The sequence below is a fragment of the Streptomyces shenzhenensis genome (assembly GCF_003688995.1).
Classification (GTDB): Bacteria; Actinomycetota; Actinomycetes; order Streptomycetales; family Streptomycetaceae; genus Streptomyces; species Streptomyces shenzhenensis_A.
Genome location: NZ_PENI01000032.1, coordinates 1 through 21,871 on the forward strand (window position 1 = coordinate 1; position 21,871 = coordinate 21,871).

22 protein-coding genes, 3 tRNA genes and 1 pseudogene are annotated in these 21,871 nt (G+C 71.0%); 12 read left to right on the forward strand and 14 right to left on the reverse strand.

The features are described 5' to 3' along the window. A pseudogene (locus CTZ28_RS47390) lies at window positions 1-334 on the forward strand (DUF11 domain-containing protein); the annotation flags it as partial. A gap of 114 nt (window positions 335-448) precedes the next feature. Here the strand turns inward: CTZ28_RS47390 and CTZ28_RS35380 are convergent. Beyond that, window positions 449-1,126: a SanA/YdcF family protein gene (locus tag CTZ28_RS35380; RefSeq protein WP_121893837.1), complete on the reverse strand. Its 678-nt coding sequence runs from the start codon at window positions 1,124-1,126 to the stop codon at window positions 449-451. 190 nt (window positions 1,127-1,316) lie between these two features. Here CTZ28_RS35380 and CTZ28_RS35385 point away from each other — a divergent pair, with 190 nt between their 5' ends. The 5 genes from CTZ28_RS35385 (at window position 1,317) to CTZ28_RS35405 (ending at window position 8,663) form a co-directional block, all read left to right on the forward strand. Beyond that, the gene (locus CTZ28_RS35385) at window positions 1,317-2,141 is read left to right on the forward strand and encodes a sirohydrochlorin chelatase (RefSeq protein ID WP_121893838.1); all 825 of its coding nucleotides are present in this window, start codon (window positions 1,317-1,319) and stop codon (window positions 2,139-2,141) included. A 472-nt stretch (window positions 2,142-2,613) separates the two neighbouring features. Beyond that, window positions 2,614-3,885, forward strand: a complete 1,272-nt coding sequence (locus CTZ28_RS35390) for a deoxyguanosinetriphosphate triphosphohydrolase (RefSeq protein WP_121893839.1) — start codon at window positions 2,614-2,616, stop codon at window positions 3,883-3,885. A 135-nt stretch (window positions 3,886-4,020) separates the two neighbouring features. After that, window positions 4,021-5,283, forward strand: a complete 1,263-nt coding sequence (locus tag CTZ28_RS35395) for an NAD(P)/FAD-dependent oxidoreductase (RefSeq protein WP_121893840.1) — start codon at window positions 4,021-4,023, stop codon at window positions 5,281-5,283. 88 nt (window positions 5,284-5,371) lie between these two features. Next, window positions 5,372-7,282, forward strand: coding sequence for a DNA primase (gene dnaG, locus CTZ28_RS35400; RefSeq protein WP_121893841.1), 1,911 nt, complete (start codon window positions 5,372-5,374; stop codon window positions 7,280-7,282). Between the two features lie 91 nt (window positions 7,283-7,373). Further along, entirely contained in the window at window positions 7,374-8,663 is a 1,290-nt protein-coding gene (locus tag CTZ28_RS35405) for an RNA polymerase sigma factor (protein ID WP_121893842.1), read from the forward strand. Window positions 8,664-8,712: 49 nt separating this feature from the next. Here CTZ28_RS35405 and CTZ28_RS35410 read toward each other — a convergent pair whose 3' ends face one another. The 4 genes from CTZ28_RS35410 to CTZ28_RS35425 all read right to left on the reverse strand — a co-directional run bounded on the left by CTZ28_RS35410 (window position 8,713) and on the right by CTZ28_RS35425 (window position 14,878). After that, the gene (locus CTZ28_RS35410) at window positions 8,713-10,641 is read right to left on the reverse strand and encodes an ABC transporter ATP-binding protein (RefSeq protein ID WP_121893843.1); all 1,929 of its coding nucleotides are present in this window, start codon (window positions 10,639-10,641) and stop codon (window positions 8,713-8,715) included. Next, the gene (locus CTZ28_RS35415; protein ID WP_121893844.1) at window positions 10,641-12,374 is read right to left on the reverse strand and encodes an ABC transporter ATP-binding protein; all 1,734 of its coding nucleotides are present in this window, start codon (window positions 12,372-12,374) and stop codon (window positions 10,641-10,643) included. The genes CTZ28_RS35410 and CTZ28_RS35415 overlap by 1 nt, the downstream gene beginning before the upstream one ends. 655 nt (window positions 12,375-13,029) lie before the next feature. Continuing rightward, the gene (locus tag CTZ28_RS35420) at window positions 13,030-14,481 is read right to left on the reverse strand and encodes an FGGY family carbohydrate kinase (RefSeq protein ID WP_121893845.1); all 1,452 of its coding nucleotides are present in this window, start codon (window positions 14,479-14,481) and stop codon (window positions 13,030-13,032) included. 91 nt (window positions 14,482-14,572) lie between these two features. Then, window positions 14,573-14,878 carry a YtxH domain-containing protein gene (locus CTZ28_RS35425; RefSeq protein WP_121893846.1) on the reverse strand — a complete coding sequence of 102 codons (306 nt, stop codon included), beginning with the start codon at window positions 14,876-14,878 and terminating at the stop codon, window positions 14,573-14,575. A 159-nt stretch (window positions 14,879-15,037) separates the two neighbouring features. On the opposite strand from CTZ28_RS35425, the gene CTZ28_RS35430 reads away from it, so the two are divergent. The 3 genes from CTZ28_RS35430 to CTZ28_RS35440 all read left to right on the forward strand — a co-directional run bounded on the left by CTZ28_RS35430 (window position 15,038) and on the right by CTZ28_RS35440 (window position 15,439). Continuing rightward, window positions 15,038-15,110: transfer RNA gene (locus tag CTZ28_RS35430), tRNA-Asn, on the forward strand. Between the two features lie 5 nt (window positions 15,111-15,115). After that, window positions 15,116-15,188: transfer RNA gene (locus CTZ28_RS35435), tRNA-Asn, on the forward strand. Between the two features lie 177 nt (window positions 15,189-15,365). After that, window positions 15,366-15,439 (forward strand) — tRNA-Ile (locus tag CTZ28_RS35440). A 283-nt stretch (window positions 15,440-15,722) separates the two neighbouring features. Here the strand turns inward: CTZ28_RS35440 and CTZ28_RS47395 are convergent. Genes CTZ28_RS47395 through CTZ28_RS35450 form a run of 3 tightly spaced genes read right to left on the reverse strand, consistent with a single transcriptional unit; the run spans window position 15,723 to window position 16,293 of the window. Next, window positions 15,723-15,881, reverse strand: a complete 159-nt coding sequence (locus CTZ28_RS47395; RefSeq protein ID WP_183154753.1) for a hypothetical protein — start codon at window positions 15,879-15,881, stop codon at window positions 15,723-15,725. After that, complete coding sequence (locus CTZ28_RS35445; RefSeq protein ID WP_121893847.1) at window positions 15,878-16,096, reverse strand: hypothetical protein; 219 nt, start codon at window positions 16,094-16,096, stop codon at window positions 15,878-15,880. The genes CTZ28_RS47395 and CTZ28_RS35445 overlap by 4 nt, the downstream gene beginning before the upstream one ends. Further along, entirely contained in the window at window positions 16,093-16,293 is a 201-nt protein-coding gene (locus CTZ28_RS35450; protein WP_121893848.1) for a hypothetical protein, read from the reverse strand. The genes CTZ28_RS35445 and CTZ28_RS35450 overlap by 4 nt, the downstream gene beginning before the upstream one ends. A 536-nt stretch (window positions 16,294-16,829) precedes the next feature. Between CTZ28_RS35450 and CTZ28_RS35460 the strand changes: the two genes are divergently transcribed. The 3 genes from CTZ28_RS35460 to CTZ28_RS35470 are packed head-to-tail and all read left to right on the forward strand — an operon-like array spanning window position 16,830 to window position 18,465. Continuing rightward, window positions 16,830-17,090, forward strand: coding sequence for a hypothetical protein (locus tag CTZ28_RS35460; RefSeq protein ID WP_121893849.1), 261 nt, complete (start codon window positions 16,830-16,832; stop codon window positions 17,088-17,090). Further along, window positions 17,062-17,589 (forward strand): DUF6879 family protein, encoded by a 528-nt coding sequence (locus CTZ28_RS35465; protein WP_121893850.1) that lies wholly within the window; start codon window positions 17,062-17,064, stop codon window positions 17,587-17,589. The genes CTZ28_RS35460 and CTZ28_RS35465 overlap by 29 nt, the downstream gene beginning before the upstream one ends. Window positions 17,590-17,613: 24 nt before the next feature. Beyond that, on the forward strand, window positions 17,614-18,465 hold the full coding sequence (locus tag CTZ28_RS35470) for a helix-turn-helix domain-containing protein (protein WP_121893851.1): 852 nt from the start codon (window positions 17,614-17,616) through the stop codon (window positions 18,463-18,465). 61 nt (window positions 18,466-18,526) lie between these two features. Here CTZ28_RS35470 and CTZ28_RS35475 read toward each other — a convergent pair whose 3' ends face one another. From CTZ28_RS35475 to CTZ28_RS35500, 6 genes are all read right to left on the reverse strand, one after another. Then, entirely contained in the window at window positions 18,527-19,279 is a 753-nt protein-coding gene (locus CTZ28_RS35475; protein WP_121893852.1) for a phage antirepressor KilAC domain-containing protein, read from the reverse strand. Between the two features lie 290 nt (window positions 19,280-19,569). Continuing rightward, the gene (locus CTZ28_RS35480) at window positions 19,570-19,827 is read right to left on the reverse strand and encodes a hemolysin XhlA family protein (protein ID WP_259471961.1); all 258 of its coding nucleotides are present in this window, start codon (window positions 19,825-19,827) and stop codon (window positions 19,570-19,572) included. Further along, window positions 19,824-20,054, reverse strand: a complete 231-nt coding sequence (locus tag CTZ28_RS35485) for a hypothetical protein (protein WP_121893853.1) — start codon at window positions 20,052-20,054, stop codon at window positions 19,824-19,826. Before CTZ28_RS35485 ends, CTZ28_RS35480 begins: the two co-directional genes overlap by 4 nt. A 21-nt stretch (window positions 20,055-20,075) precedes the next feature. Beyond that, window positions 20,076-21,005 carry an N-acetylmuramoyl-L-alanine amidase gene (locus tag CTZ28_RS35490; RefSeq protein WP_121893854.1) on the reverse strand — a complete coding sequence of 310 codons (930 nt, stop codon included), beginning with the start codon at window positions 21,003-21,005 and terminating at the stop codon, window positions 20,076-20,078. Next, on the reverse strand, window positions 20,998-21,237 hold the full coding sequence (locus CTZ28_RS35495; protein ID WP_121893855.1) for a hypothetical protein: 240 nt from the start codon (window positions 21,235-21,237) through the stop codon (window positions 20,998-21,000). Before CTZ28_RS35495 ends, CTZ28_RS35490 begins: the two co-directional genes overlap by 8 nt. Window positions 21,238-21,357: 120 nt before the next feature. Beyond that, window positions 21,358-21,870, reverse strand: a complete 513-nt coding sequence (locus CTZ28_RS35500) for a hypothetical protein (protein ID WP_121893856.1) — start codon at window positions 21,868-21,870, stop codon at window positions 21,358-21,360. Window position 21,871 lies beyond the last annotated feature (1 nt).

Here is a 21,871-nt window from a genome sequence, read left to right on the forward strand (position 1 = left end):
GGTCACCAACGCCCGTACCTCCAACGCCGACTGCGGTATCGCCGCCGGCACCCTGACCTGCTCCGGTGGTCCGCTGGCCGTCGGTGAGAGCCACACCATCACCGTCCGCGCCAACGCGCCGATCCCCCAGCAGACCGTCGTGCTCGACAACTGCGTCAAGGTCACGGGTGCGGAGCCCGACCCCAACCCCGACAACAACAACTCCTGCGTCCAGACCGAGGTCCCCGGGATCCCGGTCATCGACCCGGCCATCGGTGGCGCGGCCGCCGCGGCCGCCCTCGGCGGCTTCCTCCTGATCCGCCGCCGCCGCCTCAACACCGGAGCCGCCCTCTGACCGACCCCGCACAACCTCTCTGAACAGGCTGACCGGTCCCTCCCCGACACCACGGGGAGGGACCGGTTGTTTCCGGCGCCGTGCTGCCTTGCCGTACCGGCCGCGGCGCTCGCGTCACCGCCCGGTCGTCAGTGCCTCGCGTACCCCGGGCTCCTTCGGGCCGAGGAAGTGGGGGTCCGGCCGGAACACCGCCTCCAGGGCCGCCTTGCCCGCCGCGAAGACCTCGCGGACGCCGCCGTAGTACCAGGTGACATCGTGCTCGGCGGCCACGCCGACGCCGTAGGAGTCGATGCCCGCCGTCTCGCACAGCGCCACCGCGCGCCGGATGTGGAAGTCCTGGCTGATCAGCACGGCCCGGTCGACGCCGAAGATCTTCTTCGCCCGGACACAGGAGTCCCAGGTGTCGAAGCCGGCGTAGTCGCTGACGATCCGCCGGTCGGGCACGCCGTGCCGCGTCAGATACGCGCGCATCGCGTCCGGCTCGTCGTACTCCTCCCGGCTGTTGTCGCCGGTGACCAGGACCACCTCGATCCGGCCCGCCCGGTACAGCCGCGTCGCCGCGTCCAGCCGGTGCGCGAGATACGGCGACGGCTCGCCGTTCCACAGGCCCGCGCCGAAGACGACCGCGACCTCGGTGCGTGGCGCGTCCGCGGTGGTGCGGAGCCGGTCGGCCGTGGACAGGTGCAGCCAGGTCGCGGGGGTCAGCGCCAGCAGGCACCCGATCACCACGCCCTGCACCAGCCGCCGCTGCCCGGCCCGGGTGCGCGGCAGCCGCGGCCGACGAATCCTCATGCGGTCCCCTCGTACTCTCCCCGGGTGGCTTCCCCCGGGTCGGCTCCCGCCCTGGAGGACGCTCCACACACTGATCCGGTTCGCCCCGGGGGCTCGCCTCACGTCGTACGGTTCGGGGGTGTGATCCGTCGGTAAACGTCCGTGACCATCGTGCAACGGGCAGGCAATCTGGCGCCGTCAGGATCTCTTCATGACGGCGTCGCCCCGCCCTCGCGACGAGTCCCGTATCCGCCTCGACAGTACGGCGCACCTCATGGACAGCATCAGCAGTCAACGCCCGGGCCCGCCCGCCCTGGTGCTCGTGGCGCACGGCAGCCGCGACCCGCGCGCGCTGCACACCGTCCGCGCGCTCATGGAGCGGGTACGGCGGCTGCGTCCCGCCGTGCCGGTCCGGCTCGGCCACATCGAGCTGAACGAGCCGCTGCTCCCCGACGCCCTCGCCGCCCTCGGGACCGCCCCGGCGGTGCTCGTCCCGCTGCTGCTCACCCATGGCCACCACGTGAAGCGCGACATCCCGGAGGCGGTCGCCGCCACGGCTCCGCACATGCGCGTGGCCGCTCCGCTGGGCCCGCACCCGCTGCTCGTGGACACCTTGTACGCCCGGCTCGTGGCGGCCGGCTGGCGCACTCGGACGAGCGAGGCCACCCGCCGGGGCAGCGGGGTCGTGCTCGCCGCCGCCGGTTCCCGGGACCCCGGCTCGGCGGTCGACACCCGTCGCACGGCCCGTCTGCTCGCCGACCGCCTGGGCGTGCCGGTCGTCCCCGCCTACGCCTCGGCCGCGACCCCGACCGTGCCCGCGGCCCTGCGTACGCTGGCCGCCGACGGCCGGCACCGGATCGCGGTGGCCTCCTGCTTCACGGCCCCGGGCCGGTTCGCCACCCAGTGCGCCGAACAGACCCCGTGGATCGCCTCCGCCCCCCTGGGCGCCCACCCCGCGATGGCCCGCCTGATCCTGCACCGCTACGACCAGGCACTGACACGGGCGAGGCCGGAACCGGAACTGGCGTCGGCGTGAGCTTCTGAGTGCGGGGCCGCAGGGGTCGTCCGACGGTGTCCGTGAACGGCGTCGGCGTGTGACCGAGGTGGGCGCGGCCTCTCAGGCGCAGGGCCGCAGGGGTCGTCCGACGGTGGGCGTCGCGGGGCAGGCGCGAGTGTGCCAACCGGGGCTGAGCGCTCCGCTGGACATGCCGCGATGTGCCGTCGGTCGTCCGCGGCGCCATCGTGGCTGGTCGGGCCCGCGCGGCGGAGCCACATATCGATACAGCCCCGCGCCCCTTCAGGGCGCTGCCGAACCGCAGCGGATTTCACCGGACCTGCTCAGCCTGCCTGGCCCATGCCTGCGCGCTCGTGCCCTTGATGAGCGGTCCACCGGTGCCCGCCGACCCGGTGTCGTGAACCTCTGACACGCCGCACCCCGACATGCCCCCGCAGACGCGCGGGCGCTCCCGCGCCATCGGAATGTCATGGCCGCCGCTTACTGTCGAGGCATGGCACCCGCATCCCCCGCCGGCTACGACCCGGCGTCAGCCGACCGCTGGGCACCCGAACCCGACAAGCGCCCGGGCCGTACCGCCTTCCAGCGCGACCGCGCGCGCGTGCTGCACTCCGCGGCGCTGCGCCGCCTGGCCGGCAAGACCCAGGTGGTGACGCCGGGCACCATGGGCCCGGCCTGGGACGCCAGCCCGCGCACCCGGCTCACCCACTCCCTGGAGTGCGCCCAGGTCGGCCGCGAACTGGGCGCCGCCCTCGGCTGCGACCCCGACCTGGTCGAGGCGGCCTGCCTCTCCCACGACCTGGGCCACCCGCCCTTCGGGCACAACGGGGAGCAGGCGCTCAACGCGTTCGCGCGGGACTGCGGCGGCTTCGAGGGCAACGCCCAGTCCCTCAGACTGCTCACCCGCATCGAACCCAAACGCTTCACCCCCGAGGGCTCCGTCGGCCTCAACCTCACCCGCGCGGTCCTCGACGCGGCGACCAAGTACCCCTGGCCGCGCGGCGCCCACCCCACCGACCCCGCCTCGCACAAGTTCGGGGTGTACGAGGACGACCGGCCGGTCTTCGACTGGGTCCGCAAGGAGGCCCCCGGCACCCGCACCTGCTTCGAGGCCCAGGTCATGGACTGGTCCGACGACGTGGCGTACTCGGTGCACGACGTCGAGGACGGCCTGCACGCCGGCCATATCGACCCCGGCAGCCTGCGCGCCGGCCCGGAACGCCGGTCGGTGTTCGAGGTCGCCGTCGGCCGGTACGTGCCCGCGGACACCGACCCCGCCGAGCTCGCCGCCGCCCTCGACCGGCTCCAGGACCAGGAGTGGTGGCCGCACGGCTACGACGGCACCGCGGTCGCCCAGGCCCGCCTCAAGGACGCCACCAGCCAGCTCATCGGCCGGTTCTGCCTGGCCGCCGAGGGCGCCACCCGGGCGGCCTACGGCAACGGCCGGCTCACCCGGTACGGCGCCGAACTCGTCGTACCCCGGCAGACCCGGATGGAGTGCGCGGTCCTCAAGGCGGTCGCCGACCGGTATGTGATGCAGCGCGCCGAACAGGAGCGGCTCCGCGCCGACCAGCGCGTGGTCGTCGCCGAACTGGCCGAGGCGCTCACCGCGCGGGCCCCCGACGGCCTCGACCCGCAGTTCCGGGCCCTGTTCGGTACGGCGCCGGACGACAGCGCCCGCAAGCGGGTGATCGTCGACCAGATCGCCTCGCTCACCGACGCCTCGGCACGCTCGTTGCACGCGCGTCTGACGGGACAGGCGTGACCGACACGTGAGACTGATGTGATGCATGTGACACGTACGTGACCCTCCGTGGCCTGATCGGGTCACTCCCCCTTCCCGCTTCACGCTCCGTGCGGGACGCTCGCATGTGGCGGCACGCTTACGAGGAGGCATCACGTGGTCGACGCGGATCAGACATTCGTCATCGTCGGAGGGGGCCTGGCCGGGGCCAAGGCGGCCGAGACGCTCCGGTCGGAGGGCTTCACCGGTCGGGTGATACTGATCAGCGACGAACGAGACCGCCCCTATGAGCGCCCGCCGCTGTCCAAGGGCTATCTGCTCGGCAAGGAGGAGCGCGACAGCGTCTTCGTGCACGAGCCCGCCTGGTACGCGCAGCACGACGTCGAGCTGCACCTCGGCCAGACGGTCGACGCGCTCGACCGCGCCGCGAAGACCGTCCGCTTCGGCGACGACGGCACCCTCGTCCACTACGACAAGCTGCTGCTCGCCACCGGCGCCGAGCCCCGCCGCCTCGACATCCCCGGCACCGACCTCGCGGGCGTCCACCATCTGCGCCGTATCGCGCACGCCGAGCGGCTCAAGGGCGTACTCGGCGCGCTCGGCCGGGACAACGGCCATCTGGTGATCGCGGGCGCCGGCTGGATCGGCCTGGAGGTCGCGGCGGCGGCCCGCCAGTACGGCGCCGAGGTCACCGTGGTCGACCCCGCGCCGACCCCGCTGCACCACGTCCTCGGCCCCGAGCTGGGCGCCCTCTTCGCCGACCTGCACCGGGAGCACGGGGTCCGCTTCCACTTCGGCGTCCGGCTCACCGAGATCGTCGGCCAGGACGGCATGGTCCTCGCCGCCCGCACCGACGACGGCGAGGAGCACCCGGCGCACGACGTCCTCGCCGCGATCGGCGCGGCCCCCCGCACCGCGCTCGCGGAGGGGGCCGGCCTGGAGATCGCCGACCGGGCGCACGGCGGCGGCATCGTGGTGGACGAGCGGCTGCGCACCGCCGACCCCGACATCTACGCGGCCGGCGACGTGGCGTCCTTCCCGCTCGCCCTGTTCGGCAGCCGGCTGCGGGTGGAGCACTGGGCCAACGCCCTCAACGGCGGCCCCGCGGCGGCCCGCGCGATGCTCGGCGGGGACGTGACCTACGACCGGGTGCCCTACTTCTTCTCCGACCAGTACGACCTGGGGATGGAGTACAGCGGCTGGGCACCGCCCGGCTCGTACGACCAGGTCGTGATCCGCGGGGACGCCGGCAAGCGGGAGTTCATCGCGTTCTGGGTGAAGGAGGGCAGGGTGCTCGCCGGGATGAATGTGAATGTGTGGGACGTCACAGACCCCATCCAGCAGCTGATCCGCTCCAGGGCCCGGGTGGACACGGAGCGCCTGGCGGATCCGCACGTGCCGTTGTCCGCGCTCGCCTGAGCGTCTGCCCTCGTCCCTTGTCCGTCGTCCGTCGGCTGCGGGTTCCCCGTGCCTCTTTGGGGCGCTGTGGTCCCCGTAGTATTCACGTGTGGCAGGGCGGATCAACGATGAGGACGTGAAGGCGGTACGGGACGCGGTCCCGATCGACGCCGTGGTGTCCGAGTACCTCCAGCTGCGCAACGCCGGCGGTGGCAACCTCAAGGGCCTGTGCCCCTTCCACGACGAGAAGTCGCCGTCCTTCCAGGTCAGTCCGAGCAAGGGGCTCTTCCACTGCTTCGGCTGCCAGGAGGGCGGCGACACCATCACCTTTGTGATGAAGGTCGACCATCTCTCCTTCTCGGAGGCGGTCGAACGCCTGGCCGCCCAGGCGGGCATCACCCTGCGCTACGAGGAGGGCGGATACAACCCGGCCCACCAGCGCGGCGAGCGGATCCGCCTGGTCGAGGCCCACAAGATCGCCGCGCAGTGGTACGCGGAACAGCTCGCCACCAGCCCCGAGGCCGAGACCGGCCGGGTCTTCCTCGCCGAGCGCGGCTTCGACCAGGCGGCGGCCGTGCACTTCGGCGTCGGCTACAGCCCCCAGGGCTGGGACCACCTCACCCGCTATCTGCGCGGCAAGGGCTTCACCGACAAGGAACTGACCCTCTCCGGCCTCTCCCAGGAGGGCCGCCGCGGCCCCATCGACCGGTTCCGGGGCCGTCTGATGTGGCCGATCCGGGACATCGGCGGCGAGGTCGTCGGCTTCGGCGCGCGCAAGCTGTACGAGACGGACAACGGCCCCAAGTACCTCAACACCCCCGAGACGGCGATCTACAAGAAGAGCCAGGTCCTCTACGGCATCGACCTGGCGAAGAAGGAGATCGCCAAGAGCAGCCGCGCGGTGGTCGTCGAGGGCTACACCGATGTGATGGCCTGTCATCTGGCCGGGGTCACCACGGCCATCGCCACCTGCGGCACGGCCTTCGGCGGCGAGCACATCAAGATCCTGCGCCGGCTGCTCATGGACAACGGCTCGGCGCGGGTGATCTTCACGTTCGACGGGGACGCGGCGGGTCAGAAGGCCGCGCTGCGGGCCTTCGAGGACGACCAGAAGTTCGCCGCCGAGACGTACATCGCCATCGCACCGGACGGCATGGACCCCTGCGAGCTGCGGCTGGCGAAGGGCGACGAGGCGGTGGTCGACCTGACCGAACCCCGCACCCCCCTCTTCGAGTTCGCCCTCCGCCAGATCGTCGCCCGCTACGACCTGGACACCCCGGCGGGCCGCGCGGCCGCCCTGGACGAGGCCGCGCCCGTCGTCGCCCGCATCAAGAACAGCGGCGCGCAGCACGAGGTCGCGGTCGAACTCGCCGGCCTGCTCGGCATCCTGGACACCCAGTTCGTGGTCAAGCGGGTGGCCCAGCTGGCGCGTTGGGCGCGTGAGCGCGGCGGTGGCGGCCGGAACCCGGCGTCGGCCCCCGGCCCGCAGCAGCAGTTCGAGGCGGCGGGCCCGCGCCGGAACGGCTCAGGCCCCGCGCTCAACCTGCGCAACCCGGTCTACGCCACGGAACGCGAACTGCTGAAACTCGCCCTCCAGCGCCCCGAGTTGGTCTCCCCGGCGTTCGACGCGTACGGCGTCGACGAGTTCACCGCCGTCCCGTACGCGGCGGTCCGCCAGGCCGTCATGGAGGCGGGCGGCGCCGAGTACGGCGTACAGGATCCGCAGGAGTTCCTGATCCGGGTGCGCGAGGAGGCCCCGGACGACATGGTGCGGGCGATGGTCACGGAACTGGCCGTCGAGGCCATCATGCGCCGCACGGTCGACGAGACCTACGCGGGCGAACAGCTCGTGACCGTCCGCCGCCGGGCCGTGGAGCGGCGGATCCGGGACATCCAGGGCACCGTCCGCCGTCTGGAGGCGGGCGGCGACCCCGCCCGACTGGCCGCGGCCCGCAACGAGTTGTGGGTCCTCCAGCAGTACGACCAGGCCCTGAAGGTGCACGGCGCAGCCGCGCTGTGACCCTCAGCCCCCGGCTGGTCACGGAACGGTCGCAAAAAGTCGTCGCACGACTCTCGTGGCGGTGATGTGTCTTACCCCACACTGGGGTGCGGTGCCTGAGTCCTTGGAGCGCGGCCGATCCGTCCCCCACGGGTCCCACATCCCCGCGGTTCCGCTCATGACGTACGGGACGGACAGCGGCGAGGCCGTCGACTCCGCCCCCGAAGTACCGCTGCCGCACGCCCGGGCAGCGATCATCCTGGAGGTCGCCCCCGTGCAGACCCAGACCCTCGCCCAGACCGACACCAGCACGACGGACGCGCCGGACGCCGAGACCGGCGTCCTGGTGACCGTGCCCGCGCAGAGCCGCGCCGCGCTGCACCCCGAGTCGGAGCCGGAAGGCCCGGCCGGGCCCGCCGAGCCGCCGGCCGAGGCGTTCGCCGAGGCGCCGGAGTCCGCCGAACCGCCCGCCGCCCGCGCCGAGACCGGCGGCCCCACCTCGGACCTGTTCCGTCAGTATCTGCGCGAGATCGGCCGCATCCCGCTGCTCACCGCGGCCGAGGAGGTCGAACTCGCCCGCCGGGTCGAGGCCGGCCTGTTCGCCGAGGAGAAGCTCGGCAGCACCCCCGACCTGGACAGCCAGCTCGCCCTCGACCTGGACCGGCTGGTCGTCATGGGCCGGATGGCCAAGCGCCGGCTCATCGAGGCCAATCTGCGCCTCGTGGTCTCCGTCGCCAAGCGGTACGTCGGCCGCGGACTGACCATGCTCGACCTCGTGCAGGAGGGCAACCTCGGCCTGATCCGCGCCGTGGAGAAGTTCGATTACGCCCGCGGCTACAAGTTCTCGACGTACGCCACCTGGTGGATCCGGCAGGCCATGTCCCGTGCGCTCGCCGACCAGGCCCGCACCATCCGGGTGCCTGTGCATGTCGTCGAACTCATCAACCGGGTCGTCCGGGTGCAGCGCCGCCTGCTCCAGGAACGCGGCCACGAGCCCACCCCGGACGAGGTCGCCGCCCATCTCGACCTGCCGCCCGAGCGGGTCGGCGAGGTGCTGCGGCTCGCCCAGGAGCCGGTGTCGCTGCACGCGCCGGTCGGCGAGGAGGACGATGTCGCCCTCGGCGACCTCATCGAGGACGGCGACGCCGCGAGCCCCGTGGAGTCCGCCGCCTTCCTGCTGCTCAGGGAGCACCTGGAGGCGGTGCTGTCGACGCTGGGGGAGCGCGAACGGAAGGTCGTCCAGCTCCGCTACGGGCTGGCCGACGGCCGGCCCCGCACCCTGGAGGAGATAGGGCGCATCTTCGGCGTCACCCGGGAGCGGATCCGGCAGATCGAGTCCAAGACCCTCAGCAAGCTCCGCGACCACGCCTTCGCCGACCAACTGCGGGGCTACCTCGACTGAACGGGGCCGCTCACCACACGGCGAGCGGCCCCTGCACGGCGGATTCCGGTCAGTCGACCTCGGCGACCGCCTGCGCGAACTGCGCCTTGTACAGCCGCGCGTAGGCACCGTCGGCCGCCAACAGCTCGGCGTGCGCGCCCTGTTCGACGATCGAACCGTTCTCCATGACGAGGATCGTGTCCGCGTCCCGGATGGTGGAGAGCCGGTGGGCGATGACGAACGAGGTCCGGCCGTGCTGGAGCTTCGCCATCGCCTTCTGGATCAGCACCTCGGTACGGGTGTCCACGGAGCTGGTCGCCTCGTCGAGCACCAGGATCACCGGGTCGGACAGGAACGCCCGCGCGATGGTGATGAGCTGCTTCTCACCGGCGCTGACCCCCGTGCCCTCGTCGTCGAGCACCGTGTCGTAGCCGTCCGGCAGCGTACGCACGAAGCGGTCGGCGTGGGCCGCCCGCGCCGCCTCCTCGATCTCGCCCCGGGTGACCTCGCGCGCGGCGCCGTACGCGATGTTCTCCGCGATCGTGCCGCCGAACAGCCAGGTGTCCTGGAGCACCATGCCGATGCCGGAGCGCAGTTCGTCCCGGGACATCCGCGCGATGTCGACGCCGTCGAGGGTGATGCGTCCGCCGGACACGTCGTAGAACCGCATGAGCAGATTGACCAGCGTGGTCTTGCCCGCACCGGTCGGGCCGACGATCGCGACCGTGTGACCGGGCTCGACCGCCAGCGACAGATCCTCGATCAGCGGCTTGTCCGGGTCGTAGCGGAAGGACACGCCCTCCAGCGCCACCCGGCCGCGCAGCTCCGCCGGCCGCTCGCCGGGCACCGGATCCGCCTCCTGCTCCTCCGCGTCCAGGAGTTCGAAGATCCGCTCGGCGGAGGCGACACCCGACTGCACCAGGTTCGCCATCGAGGCGACCTGGGTCAGCGGCATCGAGAACTGCCGCGAGTACTGGATGAAGGCCTGCACATCACCGATCGACAGCGAGCCCGAGGCGACCCGCAGTCCGCCGACGACCGCCACCAGCACATAGTTGAGGTTCGAGACGAACATCATCAGCGGCTGCATGATCCCGCTGTTGAACTGCGCCCTGAACCCGGCCTCGTACAACGCCTCGTTCTGCTCGGCGAACTGCTGCGCCGACTCCTGCTGCCGCCCGAACACCTTCACCAGGGTGTGCCCGGTGTACATCTCCTCGACGTGCCCGTTCAGCTTGCCGGTCGAGCGCCACTGCTGCACGAAGTGCGGCTGGGAGCGCTTGCCGACCCGGGTGGCGACGACGAACGACAGCGGCACGGTGATGAGCGCGACCAGCGCCAGCAGCCATGACACCCAGAACATCATCGCCAGTACGCCGATGATGGTGAGCAGCGAGTTGATGAGCTGCCCCATCGACTGCTGGAGCGTCTGCCCGATGTTGTCGATGTCGTTGGTGGCCCGGGAGAGCACCTCGCCGCGCTGGCGCTTGTCGAAGTACGACAGCGGCAGCCGCGACAGCTTCGCCTGCACCGCCTCGCGCATCCGGTACATCGTGCGGTTGACGGCCCGGTTCACCAGCCGGGTCGCCACCGCCATCAGCAGACCGGCCACGAGAAAGGTGGCCAGCGCGAACAGCAGGACATCGCCGACGGCGCCGAAGTCGATGCCCCGGCCCGGGGTGAAGTCGGTGCTCCTCAGCATGTCCGCGATGGCGCCCTCGCCCCGCTCGCGCATGGACTGGAGCGCCTGCTCCTTGGTGGCCCCGGCCGGCATCTGGCGGCCGATGATGCCCGCGAAGACCAGGTCGGTGGCCCTGCCGAGGATCTTCGGGCCGATCACGCTGAGGCCCACGCTGACGACCACGCACAGCAGCAGGCCGTAGATCGTCACGCGTTCGGGCCGGAACAGGCCGATGAGCCGCTTGCCCGACTTCGTGAAGTCCATCGACCGCTGGTCCGGGCCTGCCCCGGCCATCATGCGTCCCATGGGACCGGCCATCAGGCAGCCTCCGCTTCCGTGAGCTGGGAGAGCACGATCTCCCGGTAGGTCTCGTTGCCCGCCATCAGCTCATGGTGGCGGCCGGTGCCGACGACCCGGCCCTCGTCGAGCACCACGATCCGGTCGGCGTCCCGGATGGTCGCCACCCGCTGGGCCACGATCACCACGGTGGCCTCGGCGGTCTCCCGGGAGAGCGCGCCGCGCAGGGCGGCGTCGGTGGCGTAGTCGAGGGCGGAGAAGGAGTCGTCGAAGAGGTAGATCTCCGGGCGCTGGACGAGCGTACGGGCGATGGCCAGCCGCTGCCGCTGACCGCCGGAGACATTGGTGCCGCCCTGCGCGATCGGCGCGTCGAGGCCGCCCTCCAGCTGCTGTACGAAGCTCTTGGCCTGCGCCACCTCCAGCGCCTGCCACAGCTCCTCGTCGGTGGCGTCCGGATTGCCGTACCGCAGATTGGTGGCGACCGTGCCGGCGAACAGATACGGCTTCTGCGGCACCAGACCGACCGTTCTGGCGAGCAGTGCCGGATCGACGCTCGCCACGGGCACGCCGTCCACGAGCACCTCGCCGTCGGTGGCGTCGAACAGCCGCGGGACCAGTCCGAGCAGCGTCGACTTGCCGCTGCCCGTCGAGCCGATCACGGCGGTCGTCTCGCCCGGCCGGGCCTCCAGGTCGATGGACCTCAGCACCGGCTCCTCGGCCCCCGGGTAACGGAAACCGGCCCCGCGGATCTCCAGGTGGCCGTGCCGGCGCAGCTCCGTGACGGGTGCCGTCGGCGGCGCCACGCTGGACTCGGTCCCCAGGACCTCCTCGATGCGCTCGGCGCAGACCTCCGCGCGCGGCACCATCATGAACATGAAGGTGGCCATCATCACGGACATCACGATCTGCATCAGATAGGCGAGGAACGCGGTCAGGTCGCCGATCGCCATGCCGCCGCTGTCGATGCGGTGGGCGCCGAACCAGACGACCGCGATCGAGGAGACGTTCACCACGGTCATGACGATCGGGAACATCAGCGCCAGCATCCGCCCGGTGGCCAGCTGCATCTCGGTCAGGTCGCCGTTGGCCCTGCCGAACCGATACTGCTCGTACTCGTCCCGGACGAACGCGCGGATGACCCGGTTGCCGGTGATCTGCTCGCGCAGCACCCGGTTCACTGTGTCCAGCCGCTCCTGCATGGACCGGAACAGCGGACGCAGCCGGCGCACGATCAGCATCACGGAGATGCCCAGCACCGGTACGACCGCGATCAGGACCGCGGACAGCGGGACGTCCAGGCCGAGGGCGAGGATGATGCCGCCCACGCACATGATGGGCGCGGACACCATCAGCGTGAACGTCATCAGCACCAGCATCTGGACCTGCTGCACGTCATTGGTGGTACGGGTGATCAGCGAGGGCGCGCCGAAGTGGCCCACCTCGCGTGCGGAGAAGGACTGCACCCGCCCGAAGACGGCGGCCCGCACGTCCCGGCCGAGCGCGGACGCGGTCTTCGCGCCGTAGTACACGGCGCCGATGTTGCACACGACCTGTGCGAGGGAGATGCCGATCATCAGCGCGCCGAAGGACAGGATGTAACCCGTGTCACCCTTCACGACGCCGTTGTCGATGATGTGCGCGTTGAGCGTGGGCAGATAGAGAGTGGCGCTGGTCTGCAGGAGTTGCAGCAGCACCAGGAGAACTATGGGTTTCTTGTAGGGCCTGAGATAGGTCCGCAGAAGTCGTATGAGCACGCTGGGTCTCTTTGCGTCGGCGGTGGGGCGTGTCGGTGCGCCCTTGGCCCCTATCGTCGGACACTCCACCCGCGTTACCTCAACTGATTAACCCACGGGCAGAGCAGCGCCCCAAAGGGGCGCGGGGAACTGCGCGACTAGCCACGATGGCGCCGCAGTCGGCCGACGACGCTGCGCGGCCCTTGCTGCGGAGCACTTGGCGAGACCGGTACCGGCAGCGCCCCGAAGGGGCGCGGGGCTGTATCGATATGCGGCTCCGCCGCGCGGGCGCGACCAGCCACGACGGCGCTGCGCGGCCTGCGGAGTCGCTTGGCGGGACCTGGCAGTGCCCCGAAGGGGCGCGGGGAACTGCGCGACTAGCCACGATGGAGCCGCAGCCGGCCGACGACGCTGCGCGACCCTTGCCGCGGAGCGTTTGGCGGGACCGGTACCGGCAGCGCCCTGAAGGGGCGCGGGGCTGTATCGATATGCGGCTCCGCCGCGCGGGCGCGACCAGCCACGACGCTGTCGCAGCGGACCGACGACGCTGCACAACCCTCGCGCGGGCGCGACCAGCCACGACGCTGCCGTAGCCGACCGACGACGCTGTACAACCCCGCGTGGACGCGTGCCGCAGCCGAAAAAACCGACGCCCCCCTGCCCCACCCGCGGAGCGCTACGCCTGGAATGCCCCAGGATGAGCCTGCTCCCGTACCGACATGTACTGCTGCCGTACCGCCTGCCCCACGGCCAGGTCGTCTCCCGGGTCCAGGACCTGCGCCGTCGCGCCCTGCCAGATGGGCGGGGTACGCGGGTCGAGGGACCCCTGGGAGACACCCAGCGCCCAGGCGGCCTGCCGGGCGGCGCCGATCGCGGCGTAGTCGGCGGGCTGCGGCACGACGACCTGCGCGCCGAACAGCGCGGGCGCCACGGCCTGCACGGCGGGCAACTCGGCCGCAGGCCCGAGCAGGAAGACCCGGTGCACCTCCACGCCCCGCCCGCGCAGCACGTCCAGCGCGTCCGCGAGACCGCACAGCATGCCCTCGAAGGCGGCCCGCGCCAGATGCTCCGGCCGCATCGACTCGCGCCGCAGCCCCGCCAGGGTCCCGGCGGTGTGCGGCAGGTTCGGCGTCCGCTCGCCCTCCAGATAGGGCAGCAGCACCAACCCGTGCGCCCCAGGCGTCGACTTCATCGCCAGCTCGGACAGGGCGTCCAGGTCGGGCAGGCCGAGCAGTTCGGCGGCGCCGCGCAGGGCCCGTACGGCGTTCAGAGTGGTGACGACCGGCAGGTGCAGGCCGGTCGCGTCGGCGAGCGAGGTGATCATCCCGGACTGGTCGGTGAGCGCCTCCGGGTGGACCGCCATCACGGAGCCCGAGGCCCCCAGCGACACCACGGCGTCCCCGAGGCCGATACCGAGCCCGAAGGCGGCGGCCATCGTCTCCCCGGTCCCGGCGGAGATCAGCAGCCCCTCCGGCGTCGTACCGGCCGCGTCCGCCGGGCCGATCACTTCGGGGAGCACGGCCTGGTGACCGAGCGCCAGCTCGACCAGGTCGGACCGGTAGCCGCCGGTGGCCGCCGACCAGTACCCGGTCCCCGAGGCGCCGCCCCGGTCGGTGGTCCGCCGGACCGGCCGGCCGAGCAGCTGCCACACCAGCCAGTCGTGGGCCTGGAACAGGAGGGCGATGCGCTGCGCGTTCTCGGGTTCGGTCCGGGCGAGCCAGCGCAGCTTGGTGATCGGGTGCGCGGCCTGCGGCACACTGCCCACCGCCTGCGCCCACGCCTCCCGCCCGCCGAGCGCGTCGATCAGGTCGGCCGCCGCGACCTGCGCCCGCTTGTCGCCGCCCACCAGCGCCGGGCGCACCGTGTTGCCCTGCGCGTCGAGCGGGATCAGCGCGTTCTGCTGCGCGGAGACGCCGATGGCCTGGACGCCCTCCAGCAGTCCGCCGCCGGCCGCCTCCCCCAGGGACAGCAGCCAGGCCTGCGGATCGATGTCGGAGGGGCGCCCGCCGCCGGGACTCTCCACGGGGTGCGGCGCATAGCCCTGCCGGAGCACGGCCCCCGTGTCCGTGTCGCAGACGACGATGCGAGTGAAATCGGGCGAGCTGTCCAACCCGGCGACTATCCCCATGACCGAAATTCTGCCGTATCGCGGGGCTTGCTTTGGCCGTGGGCGGTTCAGCGCCGCCGGGGTGACACGCCCGGCGGCGGGACGGCGCCGGCTATGTGTTGCTGGTGCCCCAGTCGTCCTCGCCGGAGCCGCCGGCGGTGTGTTCCCGCAGGGTGCGGACCCGGTGAGCCACCGAGTCGGGCATCCGGTCGCCGACCTTCTCGCTCACGGTGTGCAGCGCCCGGCCCGCGAACTGCCGCCCCTGTTGGGCCGCAGTTTCCGCGGTGTTGCGGACAGCGGGGTTCTGCGCGAACTGCCGAGCGGACTTCTTCAGCTGCTCGTAACGCTCGCGTCCGGCCCTCGTGCCCAGTACGTAGCCCAGGGCGAGTCCGGCGACGAACGTGAGCCGGTAGCGCATGGCGGCCACCCTTCCCTTGCGATAGGTCTGCTGTGTGGCAACGACGCGAGAGAGTACCGATTGGCGGAGCACCCCCCTGCTTGCGCTAATGTATGTGTCGCAGCGAGCGCGCGCCCCTTGGCAGATGCCCAAGGAGGTACGTTCGATGCAACGAGGCATTCCTCCGTAGCTCAATTGGCAGAGCAGCCGGCTGTTAACCGGCAGGTTACTGGTTCGAGTCCAGTCGGGGGAGCTCGGTCCTCCGTAGCTCAATTGGCAGAGCAGCCGGCTGTTAACCGGCAGGTTACTGGTTCGAGTCCAGTCGGGGGAGCATGCTGAACGAGGACCCCGAAGGGGTCCTTTTTCATGTCCGCGCCGTATCCCGGGAACCACCCGGACCGGGGTGGAGTCCTCAAGGTCATGTAAGCCGACCATCCGAGGCAGGAGATCGTATGAGCGGCTATGCTGCGGCAGACGGCGCGCACACTTGTACGCGACACGCCGCTATGGGGCGGTAGCTCAGCCGGTTAGAGCAGCGGACTCATAATCCGTCGGCCGTGGGTTCGAGTCCCACCCGCCCCACCCTCGCGGATCAGTGCAGGAACGTTCTTACCTGCACCGGAGCCCCAGCCCCTCCACACCGGAGGGGCTTTCGGCGTCTCTGAAGATCTTTTGCTCAGCCGAAGCTCAACCGAAAGTAGATGATCACGACGCCGAGGGCTCACCAAACAACACGCCGAGGCGTCGGCGGAGCAACGCCTCAACAGCCGAGCGGACATGGAGCGGCCCCGGCCGGATCGGCGTCCGGCCGGGGCCTGATCCCGCCCGCACCCGTGAATCACGGGGTACAGGACCGGGCGGGGGTCTACGGGGTGTGCTGCCGCGGTGCGGTCTGCTGAGGCATCTTCGGGCACCGGCCGCCCGGGTGGGTGTACACGGGCGAGACGGCGCCGGTCGGGCGCAGCGGGGACACCTCGTCGGCCGGGCCCTCGATGGGCTTGTCGCAGCGGCGGCAGATCTTCACGGAGTACCTCCTTGGCGATCGTGCTCCGGTGCGCAGCCGGGGCAGGCGTAGACCTCGACGTCGAGGACGTGCACGCCTTCCCGGCCGCGCGCGATGCCGGCCGACACGGCACCGGTCACGTCGAGCAGGCTCTTGGCGCACCAGCAGCACGCCCACCCCGAGTACTGGGCATAGGACAGGGACGCGGCGGGCGGCGGCTCGGGCCGCGGGGTCATGGCTGGTCGGCGAACGGGACCAGGCCGTGTGCCTTCCGGCACCGGCCGCAGGCGAACAGATTCCCGGCCGTGCACGGCCCCGATCCCGCCTCCACTACCTGGACCAGCCGGATGTCGTCGGCGAACTGCCGGCACCAGTGGCACAGGCCGTACCTGCCCTGCGTTCCGGGAGGGGTGCCGTCCATCTGCACGGTCATCGCTGGCCTCCGTCGGTGAGGCTGAGCAGCTCCCTGCGCGCCGAGCAGTCGCGGCGGCTGCGGCAGGTAGAGCAGGTGCGGGCGTGGAGGGCGGCGACCCGGCGAGCCTCGGCGCGCACGCATGCCGTGCAGCCCCGCGGGTACCAGCAGGCGCCGCTCTCAGTGCCGGGCCGTTGCCGCGGACCGAGGCTCGTAACGGCGCCGGCGGTCAGGCGCGTTCTGCACCAGACGCACGCACGCCCGCACACCTGGTCTTCCGTCAGGCTGCGGATCGGGGGGAGCGGCAAAAGGTGGACTGCCCCCATAGGCAGTGAAGTTGTAGCGTGCGGCATGTCGACTCCTCGCAGTCGGCCACGCCCCGGGAGGCCCGCCGCCTCGCCGGGGTTTCATCTGTCCACCGACGCTAGGAGCATGCACAGCCCGTCAGCCAGGAATGTGCACCGATGTACACGCGTCTTATTTGCGCCCTTGACCTGCATACCCGGTCGCATCACGGTGATGTACATCCCTGAACACGACGAGCAGCGGAGACGACCGTGGACCTACAGTTCATCGGGATCGACCCCAACACCGGCGACGGCGAAAGCCCCACCGTGTGGGTCGACCAGGAAGCGAAGGAACTCGTACTGCAGGGCTGGAAGCCGGACCCCGAACTCGAAGCGGAGTGCGCGCGGTTCGAGGTTCCCGGCCATGCGGTGGGCATCCCGGACCACGAGGCCGTGATCCGTATCCCCGCCAGGATGGTGCCGATGATCAGGGAGGCGTGCAATGCCGTCGAACGTGCCGACGTTTCCTGAACTCCTCGCCGGGGCAACACGGTCGGCCGTCCATCTGGAGATGCGCGACGCCTACGCCGTCGACTACGAGAAGGGGCCGTTCGCCGAGTGGCGTTCCGGACACCGGCACGACCTGGCGGACCGCGCATCGTGGTGGCGGGCCTGGCTCGACCTCATCCAGGAGACCGTGGCACGGGGCGTTGTCGTGCGCCGGGCCCGCATCGTGTCGGAGCCGGTCAGCGAGTACACGCGCTTCCTGTACGACGGCACCTTCACCAACGTCGCAGCGGGCGAGGAGGTGCGGTGGCTGCCCCGCCGGCAGGCCTCCGACATCGCGCTGCCCGGCAACGACTTCTGGCTCATCGACGGCCGCCTGATCCGGTGGAACCACTTCACCGGCGAGGGAGCCTCGGCAGGCGGGGAGATCAGCGAAGATCCGGCCGCGGCGAAGCTGTGCGGCGACGCCTTCGAAGCGGTGTGGGCGCGCGCGATCCCGCACGACCAGTACACGATCCACTAGCACGGAAAGCGACACGGTCAGCTCATGCCCATCTCCCCGTCCTCGTCGGCACAGGCCGCACGCGAAGCCGTCGCGCAGCGGCTGAAGGAACTCCGTGCCGACGCCGGGATTACCGGGCCTGAGCTGGCCGCCCGCTGCGGCTGGTCCCACCCGAAGACGTATCGGATCGAGGGCGCCCGAACCCCGCCGTCGGCCGACGACATCCGCCGCTGGTGCGAAGCGTGTGGTGCCCCCGGCCAGGTGGGCGACATCATCGCCCAGTCCCGCACCGCCGAGTCGATGTATATGGAGTGGCGGCGCAAGGTCCGCACCGGGCTGAAGCAGCTGCAGCACAGCTACGTGCCGCTGTTCAAGGCGACGAAGCTGTTCCGGGTGTACTCGCCGACGATGGTGCCCGGGCTGCTGCAGACCGAGGGCTACGCGCGCGGCCTGATGACGTCGATCTCCCGCTTCCGAGACATCCCCGACGATGTCGCCGACGCGGTCGACGCCCGGCTTGAACGCTCCCGGATCATCCACGAGCCGGGGCACCGGTTCGCGATGGTCATCGAAGAGCCGGTCCTCCACTACCAGCTCGGCGACCCGGACGCGATGGCCGCCCAGCTCGGCTACCTGCTGACCGCGGGGGCGCTGCCGCAGGTGTCGCTGGGCATCATCCCGAGCGCGACTGCGGAGCGCCCCATGTGGCCGCAGGAGTTGTTCCACGTGTACGACGAGACGCTCGTGTCGGTCGAACTCCTCGCGGCCCGCGTGCAGGTGACGCAGCCGTCGGAGATCGCTCTGTACCTGAAGGCGTTCGAGCAGCTACGCGGCATGGCCGTGTACGGGGCCGACGCGCGCGCCCTGATTGTGCGGGCCATCGAGGCGCTGCACTAGCCCCTGAACGCACGAAAGCGGCCCCGCCTCCCGAAGGAGAGCGGGGCCGCGGTGTGGTTTCTCAGGCGGCGGGCAGTGCACTCCCGCCCATGCCCAGCTTGTCGGCGAGCCAGTCCATCCCCTTCGGCGTGAAGAAGGTCTGCTCGACCATCTTGTAGCCCGCCGGGACGAACTTGACCTCGGCGCGCCCCTTCTGGACGTGGACCTCATAGGGGATCCGGGGGTTCTGCACCTGGAGGAAGCGGATGCCGTCCTCACGCAGGAGGTCCATGAACTTCGTGCGACCGAGACCGTCCGTTACCTTGTGGAATGCCTTGGCTGCGGCACCCATGTCGATGAGCCCGTCCGCGTTGCAGAAGGCGTCCCACTTGCCAGCCTTCGGCTTGGCTATCGCGAGCTCCTTCTTCGTCGTGACGAGCTCGCGGGCGGCCTCGACGTACTTCTCAGCGAGGGCGAGAACGCCCTCGGGGCTGGATACGTCGGGCTTTGCAGCGAGCTCGGCCTCGCGGGTCTTCACCGTGAAGTAAGTCTTCGCTGCGGCCACTTCCTGCTTGCGGCCATCTCCGGCGAGGGCGACGTGGTACGCACCGAAGCGGGTGAGGCGGTAGTCCTTGACCTTCGTGCGCCCCCACCTGCCCGTTTCCATCACTTTGGCGGCACCGACAAAGTGATCAAGGGGGTCCAGGCCGGAAGCCTCGACGGCAGCCATCGCACGCTGGATGGTGTCGTCGAACTTACGCCACTCGTCGTAGCCCATGAGCTTCTGCAAGTCGCGGGCAGACCAGCGTTCCTGGCCCTTCTCGTCGCGCAGCATGATCTGATCGAACGGGCTGGTTCCATTTGCTACCGCGGGCAGGATAGAATCGTTCCACACCAAGGAGATCTACCTCCAATCTACTGCCCCCGGCGGACCGCATATCCGCGCGGGGGCATGGTCTTTGACGCCTCGGAACGTATGTTTCGGGGCCGCTTCCCATTCTACGTGGGGTCACCGACACTCGGGTCAGCTCCGGGACCACAAGCCTCCTCTGTGACTGCGGAGTTGGCGACACGGCCGCCCCTTGCGTGGCCCGCCCTCCTGGGGGAGAGCGGGCCGCAATCGTGTCAGCGGAGCAGGTACTGCGCGAGGACGCCGCCGGCCGTGCCGAGGACGGCAGCGCCGCCCATCGCCCGCCACACGGTGTGCTCCAGGGTCCGTATCCGAGATTCGTGGTCGGCGACGTCCTTCGCGACCTCGGTCAGGCCCTGGCCGATGGTGTCGAGCTTGGTCTCTACCCGGGTGACGCCAGTGCTCAGGGATCTCAACTCCTGGTACATCTGGGACGAGCTGATGTAGACGCCCGGGTCCGGGACGGTGGTCACTCTCGCGCTCCTGCCGTGTCGTCGGTGCGCAGCCAGGATGGCAGCAGCAGCTGCACGGCGGGCAGCGCCATCACGCGGGCGAGGCCGCCGGCCACCGCGAGCGCCCCGGCCACCCAGGGCAGGGAGGCCGGGATGCCGGAGGCGGCGACGATCCCGGGCAGTGCCACGGCGACGCCCACCGTGGTCTGCAGGACGGTGCGTGCCGTGCGCTTGGACGTGTCCTTCATGGTGGATCGTTCCTCTCGGGATCAGTCGGTGACGGTGAAGCCGTGCCGGGCGGCGAGGCGCTTCAGGCTGGCCTTGCCGGGGATGCCGTCGGCGTCCCGGCCGGTGTAGCCGCCCCCCGCGGGGGAGCGCTGCCAGCGGGCGTAGGCGTCGATCGTCTTGGTGCCGAAGCTGCCGTCCACGTAGGCCGACCCGAGCAGCCCTTCGGCCTTCAGCGCCTTCTCCACGGTGAGGACTTCGGCCTTGTGCGTGGTGTGGCCCTGCGCGGCTGGCGGGTCGTGCCGGGCCGCGTAGACGACGTGCGCGAGGGACACCTTCGGCTTGGCCGGGGCGGACGGCGACGCAGGCTTGGCCGGGGTGCCGGCCTTGAGCCGGGCGGCGATCCGTGCCCGCATCGAGTCCATGGTGAAGCCGCGCGGGTCGACCTTTCCGGGCTGCCACTCCAGGTGCCCGATGATGCTGCGCTCGTTCCAGCCGTGCACGCGGCAGATTGCCGCCGCCACCCGCTCGATCGCGTCCAGCTGCGCCTCGGGCCACGGGTCCTTGCCGTCGCCGAGGTTCTCGCACTCGAACCCGTAGAAGCGGGCGTTGCCGTCGGTGTCCGCCTCGTTGTCAGCGGGCAGCGGCGTCTCGGCGATGACGGCCTGGAGCACGTCGCCGTCGCCGAGGCCGGCGTGGTTGGCGCGGCCGTAGCCGACCAGGTGCACTCGCCCGTCCTTGGCGATCATGCCGTGGCACAGCGGCCCGGGCAGCGAGGCGTAGCCATCACGGCAGATCGCCACGGTGCGGGCGGTGCCTGAGGTGACGGTGTGGTGGACCATCACTCCGTGCACGGGCCCCCAGGCGCCCTTGTGGTTGCGGTTGTGGGTGCGCCAGTTGCCGACCTCGACGACCGTCACGCCCTCGGCGCGCAGAGCGGCGTGGAACGCGGCCGCGGTCATCGGCTCAGCCATCGGTGCGCACCCCCTCGACGGCCGCCAGGAGGACGGCGCAGTCCTTCGCCTCCCGCAGCTTGCGCAGCGCGGCGGTGAGTTCGGGGTCGTCGGGCAGCAGGGCGAGGAGTTCGGCGGCCGCGTCGTAGAAGATGCGGCTCACGCGCTGCAGGTTGGGGTCGGTCAGGTGCTTGTAGGAGAAGCCACGGCAGGCCTGCACGGTACTGACGTGGCGTCCGGTGGTGGCATCCATGAGGCCTCCAAGGGCATAGAGAAACCCCGGGCCGGGCGGCGCGGGGCGGAAGGCGAGGCGGCGATGAGGTCGACGAACTTCTGCACGATGGCCTCGATACCAATTTTGGTATGGGCCGCGTCAGGCTGGGCGGACGAACTTGAGGCTGATGGATGGCCGCGGGCCGCCGGTCGCCGTGCTGATGCTGCTGCCGCTGTCCTGCCCTGCCGCAAGCTCTACGTAGTCGCCGGCGTTCAGCAGTACGGCGAGGGTCGCAGCGGCCTGCGAGTGGGTCGTGCCCGCTGCCGACAGCCTCTGCGAGTGGCCGCCCGGGATCAGCGAGCCGTTGACGTACCAGCCCGCCACCCTGTTCCCGGTCGCATTGCCGAACGACACGGTGCCGTTCAGCTCGTACCAGCCAGCACGCTGGGCCGTGTACCTCGTGGGAGTCGCTGAGGCCCAGCCCCCGAGGTCATCCAGGCTGACCGCGTCCCACTGGATCGCGTTGGCCGTGGTCGTGTTCGCTGCGCTCGTGCTGGTGATCGCCTGGGCCGTGTCCCGGGTGGCCGTGAAGACCACCTGTCCGACCATGAACGCGTTGTTCAGCACCCCAGCCGTCAGCGACTGGCCGGGCTGGACGTAGGTGACAGCCACT